Origin of the sequence: Candidatus Avelusimicrobium sp., from assembly GCF_051874775.1 — a bacterium.
Taxonomy (GTDB): Bacteria; Elusimicrobiota; Elusimicrobia; order Elusimicrobiales; family Elusimicrobiaceae; genus Avelusimicrobium.
Window position 1 is genome coordinate 41,833 of the sequence record NZ_JBJEGE010000024.1, and the last position, 6,388, is coordinate 48,220.

General features: G+C 49.5%; 8 protein-coding genes, 1 tRNA gene and 1 pseudogene. 7 read left to right on the top strand and 3 right to left on the bottom strand.

Translation table 11 applies throughout. The features are described from left to right. Positions 1–189: 189 nt before the first annotated feature. Positions 190–666 carry a pilin gene (locus tag ACI351_RS04860; protein WP_439734119.1) on the top strand — a complete coding sequence of 159 codons (477 nt, stop codon included), beginning with the start codon at positions 190–192 and terminating at the stop codon, positions 664–666. Positions 667–891: 225 nt separating this feature from the next. Here the strand turns inward: ACI351_RS04860 and ACI351_RS04865 are convergent. Continuing rightward, a tRNA-Phe gene (locus tag ACI351_RS04865) sits at positions 892–963 on the bottom strand. A gap of 168 nt (positions 964–1,131) precedes the next feature. Here ACI351_RS04865 and ACI351_RS04870 point away from each other — a divergent pair. The 5 genes from ACI351_RS04870 (at position 1,132) to ACI351_RS04890 (ending at position 4,498) form a co-directional block, all read left to right on the top strand. After that, the gene (locus ACI351_RS04870; RefSeq protein ID WP_439734120.1) at positions 1,132–1,338 is read left to right on the top strand and encodes a 4Fe-4S binding protein; all 207 of its coding nucleotides are present in this window, start codon (positions 1,132–1,134) and stop codon (positions 1,336–1,338) included. Between the two features lie 21 nt (positions 1,339–1,359). Further along, on the top strand, positions 1,360–2,523 hold the full coding sequence (vorB, locus tag ACI351_RS04875) for a 3-methyl-2-oxobutanoate dehydrogenase subunit VorB (protein WP_439734121.1): 1,164 nt from the start codon (positions 1,360–1,362) through the stop codon (positions 2,521–2,523). A gap of 3 nt (positions 2,524–2,526) precedes the next feature. Further along, positions 2,527–3,270: a thiamine pyrophosphate-dependent enzyme gene (locus ACI351_RS04880; RefSeq protein WP_439734122.1), complete on the top strand. Its 744-nt coding sequence runs from the start codon at positions 2,527–2,529 to the stop codon at positions 3,268–3,270. Then, positions 3,270–3,803, top strand: a complete 534-nt coding sequence (locus ACI351_RS04885; protein WP_439734123.1) for a 2-oxoacid:acceptor oxidoreductase family protein — start codon at positions 3,270–3,272, stop codon at positions 3,801–3,803. Before ACI351_RS04880 ends, ACI351_RS04885 begins: the two co-directional genes overlap by 1 nt. 200 nt (positions 3,804–4,003) lie before the next feature. Next, positions 4,004–4,498, top strand: coding sequence for a type IV pilin protein (locus tag ACI351_RS04890; RefSeq protein WP_439734124.1), 495 nt, complete (start codon positions 4,004–4,006; stop codon positions 4,496–4,498). Here the strand turns inward: ACI351_RS04890 and ACI351_RS04895 are convergent. Continuing rightward, the gene (locus ACI351_RS04895; protein WP_439734125.1) at positions 4,495–5,688 is read right to left on the bottom strand and encodes a spinster family MFS transporter; all 1,194 of its coding nucleotides are present in this window, start codon (positions 5,686–5,688) and stop codon (positions 4,495–4,497) included. The genes ACI351_RS04890 and ACI351_RS04895 overlap by 4 nt on opposite strands. Positions 5,689–5,771: 83 nt before the next feature. On the opposite strand from ACI351_RS04895, the gene ACI351_RS04900 reads away from it, so the two are divergent. Continuing rightward, the gene (locus ACI351_RS04900; RefSeq protein WP_439734126.1) at positions 5,772–6,233 is read left to right on the top strand and encodes a type IV pilin protein; all 462 of its coding nucleotides are present in this window, start codon (positions 5,772–5,774) and stop codon (positions 6,231–6,233) included. Positions 6,234–6,284: 51 nt separating this feature from the next. Here ACI351_RS04900 and ACI351_RS04905 read toward each other — a convergent pair. After that, positions 6,285–6,388: pseudogene (locus ACI351_RS04905) on the bottom strand (tRNA (uridine(34)/cytosine(34)/5-carboxymethylaminomethyluridine(34)-2'-O)-methyltransferase TrmL); the annotation flags it as partial.

A 6,388-nucleotide genomic window follows, 5' to 3' on the forward strand; every position in this document is an offset into this window, starting at 1 on the left:
GGTATGCAAACAGGCCAAAAACAGTCGTTTTAGGCGCCAAATAAAAGGACTAATTACCCTTTTGTTTGGTGCCGAGTGTTTTCCGCTCTTTGGAGCGGCAAGCCACGGCTGTTTCATTGGGCTACCTGTTTGCAGCCCCGTGAAAACGGCCGTTTTTTTATGCGCGGGGCCGGGAAATAGGAGTATATTATGTTCAAGCATGCAGGTTTCACGCTTATAGAATTGTTAGTGGTTGTGTTGATTATAGGTATTTTGTCAGCTGTTGCTCTTCCGCAATACCAAAAAGCGGTGGTGAAGGCCCGGTTTTCGGAGGCGTTGGTGTTGTTGAAATCCCTTAAGCAAGCTAAGGACGTATATATGCTTCAAGATGGCGCAGTTAGTAATCCAGGGTTGGAGGCACTTGATGTGGAGATCCCGGAAGAAACGGCGTATTTTTACTTTTTTGAATTTGACCCGCAAAGTGGTGGTTACGGTCCCAGCGTAGGATATAAAAAAGAACAAGTATGTGTGTGCTATTATGATGAAGCTGACGAAAATGGGCCAAATGGAAAGCTCGTCCTTTCTCAAAACCATAGTTGGAGTTGTTCAGATAAACCCGCCAGTTTAGATTATGCCAAGCTATTAAACCTCCCCGAAGTTTCTAGCGATGAGTGTGGATGTTGTTAGGAAGCGATTTGCGCTTGAGGGATAAGAAAGAAATTTCTTATCCCTTGTTGTTTGTTTTGGCTGCCTAACTGGAAGGGGTGTCACCCCGTAAGGTTGTAATATGGGGTCTAGTTATAGGGTTTCAGAATCCAGATATATCGGTTTTTTGTTTCGCACGGCAGGAAGGCCCCTTATAAAAAATCCCCGGGCAAAAAGCCCGGGGACTTAACAATATAAAAAACGAAATGCCGAGGGACAGGATCGAACTGTCGACACCTGGTTTTTCAGACCAGTGCTCTACCACTGAGCTACCTCGGCATTACTCGTATATAATATCAAATTTATTTTGTGCGGGCAACAAAATTTTTTCTCAGGAGTTTTTCCCGCGGCAACACATCGTATTTTTTATTGCGTACCCGCCCGCAAAAGACATATACTTTATGTATGGGTTTACCGGTTTTTGTCCCCGGACCCGATAGGAGAATTATGCCAAGAATTGAAGTGGACGCCAACAGGTGTAAGGCTTGCTATTTGTGCGTCAGCGCCTGCCCGAAGAAATGTTTGGGCAAATCCAAAACCATTAGCAAAAAAGGATATTTCCCCGCTAAAATGGAACACCCCGAAAATTGCATCGGCTGCACGATGTGTTATATGATGTGCCCCGATATTGCCATTACGGTAATTAAAGAATAACAATTTTAAGGATTTTATATTATGACCGAAAAAACATTAAGAAAAGGCAACGAAGCGCTTGCCGAAGGCGCCATCCGCGCCGGAGCACGTTTTTTTGCCGGATATCCCATTACGCCGCAGAATGAAGTTCCCGAATATATGTCTGCCTATATGGCCGACAACGGCGGCGCGTTTGTGCAGGCTGAAAGCGAAGTGGCTGCCATCAATATGGTCTACGGTGCGGCGGCTACCGGCACGCGCAGCATGACGTCCTCGTCCTCCCCGGGTATCAGCTTAAAGCAGGAAGGTATCACCTATTTGGCCAGCGCGGATTTGCCGTGCTTAATCGTAAACGTGATGCGCGGCGGGCCCGGTCTGGGCAGCATTGCGGGAGCGCAGGGCGATTATTTCCAAGCCACGCGCGGCGGCGGAAACGGGGATTACCGCGTTATCGTGCTGGCGCCGAACTCGGTGGAAGAGCTGGGCAATTTCCCCAAACTCGGTTTTGAACTGGCGGAAAAATACCGTATGCCCTGTATGATTTTGGCCGACGGCATTTTGGGGCAGATGATGGAAAGTATGTCTTTTAATTTTGAACCTGTGGACCCCAACAAGTTGGGTAAATTCGGCTGGGCTGTGGATATCCATAAAAACGGCCGCGCCAAAAGCAAAGTGTTTTCCTACAAGGGCGACAATTTAATTGCCGATGTGGTGGAACGCGCCAAACGCTATGGTTTAATCGAAAAGACCGAAACCCGCTGGGAAGAGCGCGATACCGAGGACTGCGATGTTCTTTTGGTTGCCTACGGATTATCTTCCCGCGCGTGTTTGGAAGCGGTCAATAAGGCCAAAGAAGACGGGTTAAAAGTCGGGTTATTCCGCCCAATTACGCTGTGGCCGTTTCCGTCCAAACGCTTGGCGGAGTTGGCGTCCAAAGCCAAAGCCGTGCTGTGCGTGGAACAAAGCTTAGGTCAGCTGGTGCAGGACGTAAAACTGGCTGTTAACGGCAAAACCCCCGTCTGTTTAAATGCTTATCCCGCCGGCGGACAGCCGGACGGTAATACAATTCTTACTGCCGTGCGTTCCTGTTTGAACGGAGGCAAAGAAGGGTTATTTGACCTTCAGGAACACGCCGCCGGTTTTTCCTACGACTGCAAGCGCGACGAATCGCTCGGTATGCAGGGCGATTTGAAAGGAGGAAAATAATTTATGACTATTCTTGCTAAAAAACCGCAGAGTATGACCGATAAGCCTATGCACTACTGCCCGGGCTGCGGACACGGCATTGTGCACCGTTTGATGGGTGAAGCGTTTGACGAACTCAACATTGCAGACCGCGTGATCGGAGTGGCTCCGGTAGGCTGTGCGGTTTTTGCCGACGATTATTTCACTTGCGACACGGTACAGGGCGCGCACGGGCGCGGGCCGGCCATTGCCACGGGTATTAAACGCTCCAAACCCGGCGCCATTGTGTTTTCGTACCAGGGCGACGGCGATTTGGCTTCCATCGGTATGGCGGAAATTGTACACGCCGCCGTCCGCAGCGAAAACATCACCGTCATTTTTATCAATAATGCCATTTACGGGATGACCGGCGGCCAAATGGCCCCGACGACGCTTGTAGGCCAGGTGGCCACCACAGCCCCCAAAGGGCGCGACCCCAAACTGCAGGGCTGGCCGATTAATATGTGCGAAATGCTCGCGCAGATTACCGGTGCCAAATACTTGGAACGCGTGGCTGTAGATACGCCCCAAAACGTAATGAAAGCCAAAAAAGCCATTAAAAAAGCGTTTGAAAACCAGGTGAAAGGCGTTGGGTTTTCGATGGTGGAAGTGTTATCCCAGTGTCCGACCAACTGGCACGCCAATGTGCCCCAGGCCCTGGAATTTGTGCGCACCAAAATGATGCCGCAATATCCGCTGGGCGTATTTAAAGACGAGGGGGCCAACTAATGTACCAAGGTATCAGAATCGCCGGATTCGGCGGACAGGGTGTTATTTCCGCGGGTATTTTGCTCGCGCAGGCGGGGGTGGAGGGCAAAAAGAACGCCAGCTGGCTTCCGTCTTACGGCCCCGAAATGCGCGGCGGTACGGCCAACTGCTCGGTAGTGGTGACGGACGGCGAAGTGTATACGCCGATCGTGTCTGCGCCGGATACGGTTATCGTGATGAACGAGCCGTCCCTGCCCAAGTTCGAGCCGCTCCTTAAAAAAGGCGGGCTTATGATTATTAACAGCTCGCTGATTAACTCCCGCCCAACGCGCACGGATATTAAGGTCGTGTGCGTGCCGTGCAACCAGATTGCCGAAGGGTTGGGAATGGACCGCATCGCCAACTTGGTGGCGTTGGGTGCGTTTATTAAGCTGACGGGTGCGGTAACGTTAGAGAGCGTGGCCGACGCGATGAAGAAAGTATATAAACGCGCGAAACCGGAGATGTTGGAGCTGAACAAGAAAGCGCTCCAAGCGGGTTTTGACGCGGTATAATAACAGCTGATGTTAACTTTCGTAATACGCACGAAACGCAAAGAAATTTTCTTTGCGTTTCGTTGCTTATTAGGACCAACAATTTGCTAAATTCTGTTATCTTGTGCGTGCCTCGGCCTTGAACCGTTTTTTTTTTTTGATATATTAAGAATAATTCCAATTAACATTTATTTTGTGATATCGGTTTAAGGGATAATCTTATGAATCAAAAATGCGGGTTTACGCTTATAGAGCTGTTAGTTGTCGTTTTAATTATTGGTATTTTGTCGGCGGTAGCTCTGCCGCAATATGAAAAAGCGGTGAAGAAATCGCGCTTTATGCAGATTGTTACTACCGCGCGCAACTTGTCTGATGCGCAGCAGCGGTATTATATGGCCAACGGCGCTTATGCAATGAATTTAGATGAATTGGATATTAGTTTTGCCAATACCACCCAAGACAAAAGCCAAAGTGTTCTTTTGAAAACGGGACGCTGTTCTTTAAACTATGATAATCTCGATACTCCGCCAAACAGGGTGGGGTGCTGGGATTCTTACGTAAGCATTTTTTACGAGATACGCTTTTCCACTCAAAAAGCAGCTTGCTGTGCTTATGCGGCATATAATTACAAAAATTCTGATCTGTGTAAGGGTTTGTTTGGTGGTGAAGGACAAAGTGCTTGTAGCGGCTCCTGCCGGTGCTGGTCGCAAAATTAATGTTTGGCGCGTTGCTCGTTTGCGGACAGCGCGGTAAACAATAACCCTGGCAGCAGCGTGGCGCAGGCCAGCAGCAGCGCGGTTTTAAGCCCCCACGCGTCCGAGGCGCGCCCGATAAGTACAGGGGATAAAGCGTCCCCCAAGGCGTGAATGATAAAAATGTTAAACGCAAACGCCATGGAACGCACAGACGGTTTGCTTAATGCCACCAGGGCGGCCGCTACCGGGCCCATCGGCAGGAAAATACATAATACCGCTAGGCTGATAAAAAGAACGCCCAGCGTACCGTTCGGCGCGTACAAAGCGGCCACGGCGCAGGGGAGCATAAGTAAAATCCCCGAAAAAATAGTGATAAAATACGCTTTCGGTGTTTTGGTAAGCAGACGGTCCGCCAGCTTTCCGCCCAAAAACGTGCCTGCCGCACCGCAAATGACGACAATCGCCCCGAATACGGTACCCGCCTGGGCGACGGTAAAGTCAAAATAACGGTGGAAATACGTCGGCATCCACGCGGAAAGCCCCCCTTGCACAAATGTAATCATTGCGTGCGCCAGACAAATCCACAAAAAGGCTTTGTTGAAAAGAAGCGCCAGATAGTCGGCCAGTCGGGGCCGTTTGGCGGGGGATAAGCGTTGGCGCGCCGAATCTGTTAATTGCGTCCACGCCAAAACGCCTAAAACCATACCCGGCGCGCCCGCCAACATAAAAGCCGCCCGCCAGCCCCAGTGCTGACCAATGAGCCCTCCGAAAAAGTATCCCAGCGCACTTCCAGCCGGCAATGCCAGTCCGAAAAGAGCCAGTGCAGTGGCGCGTTTTTTGGCGGGATAATACTCCGCTAAAAAAGGCTGGGCGATAGTGGTAAATCCGGCCTCTCCTGCACCGATTAGGCTGCGGGAGAAGAGTAAGCCTCCATAATTTTTTGCCGCGGCACACAAGAGTGTAGCCGCGCTCCACAGAAACGCTCCGGCAGATATTAATTTCGGGCGGGGAAAACGGTCTGCCCAATATCCCGCTAGCGGCGCAAAGCCCATATACACCAGCATAAACGATGAGGCCAGCGAGCCTAATTGCAAATCGCTCAGCGCCAAGTCCTGCTGTAACAGTGGAAAGACGGAGTAGAGTACTTGGCGGTCAATGTAATTAAGCAGGTTGAGAAAAAATAAAATCCAAAACAGCTTTTTGGCGTTCATACGGATATTCTATAAAATAAAAACTCCTGTACTGTTAAAAATGGGAGCAAATTTATATAATAAAGTATCTTTCGGGAGGATTTATGAAAAAGGGATTTACGCTTATTGAATTGTTAATTGTAATGGTGTTGGTGGGTGTGCTGGTGACGATTGCGCTGCCGAAGTATTACGCTTCTATGGAACGCGGCCGCGCAATGGAGGGCGTGACCAATTTACGCGCGGCGAGTGATTTTGTAAATGCGCGCTATATTATAAATGGCAACAGCTATCCGTCTTATACGGTGGGCGCACATTTAGCAGGAGATTTTACAAAATCCACTTATTTTTCCGATCCAACGGTGGCGAGCTCTTCCGGTACAACAGTAGTTGTCTCTCTTGCGCGCGACAGCGGAGAATATACGCTCCGCGCAACGAACACCGACGGAGAATTAACAAAAATGACTTGTGTTCCGACTTCTGGATCAGATTTGACCGAAAACCAAAAACTTTGTGAAAATATTGGCTTTGAGTCTTCCGGTTCGGAATACGTGATGGCGTTAGATTAAATTGTTTTCCTCAAAAAAAACCGCTTCATAAGAGGCGGTTTTTTTTGTCAGTCAATTTGTTTTAACGCGGTTTTGACGGATTGCTTCGAAAAGTACGATGGCGGCCGAGGAAGATAAATTGAGCGATCGTACGGGTCCGCTCATCGGAATGGTAA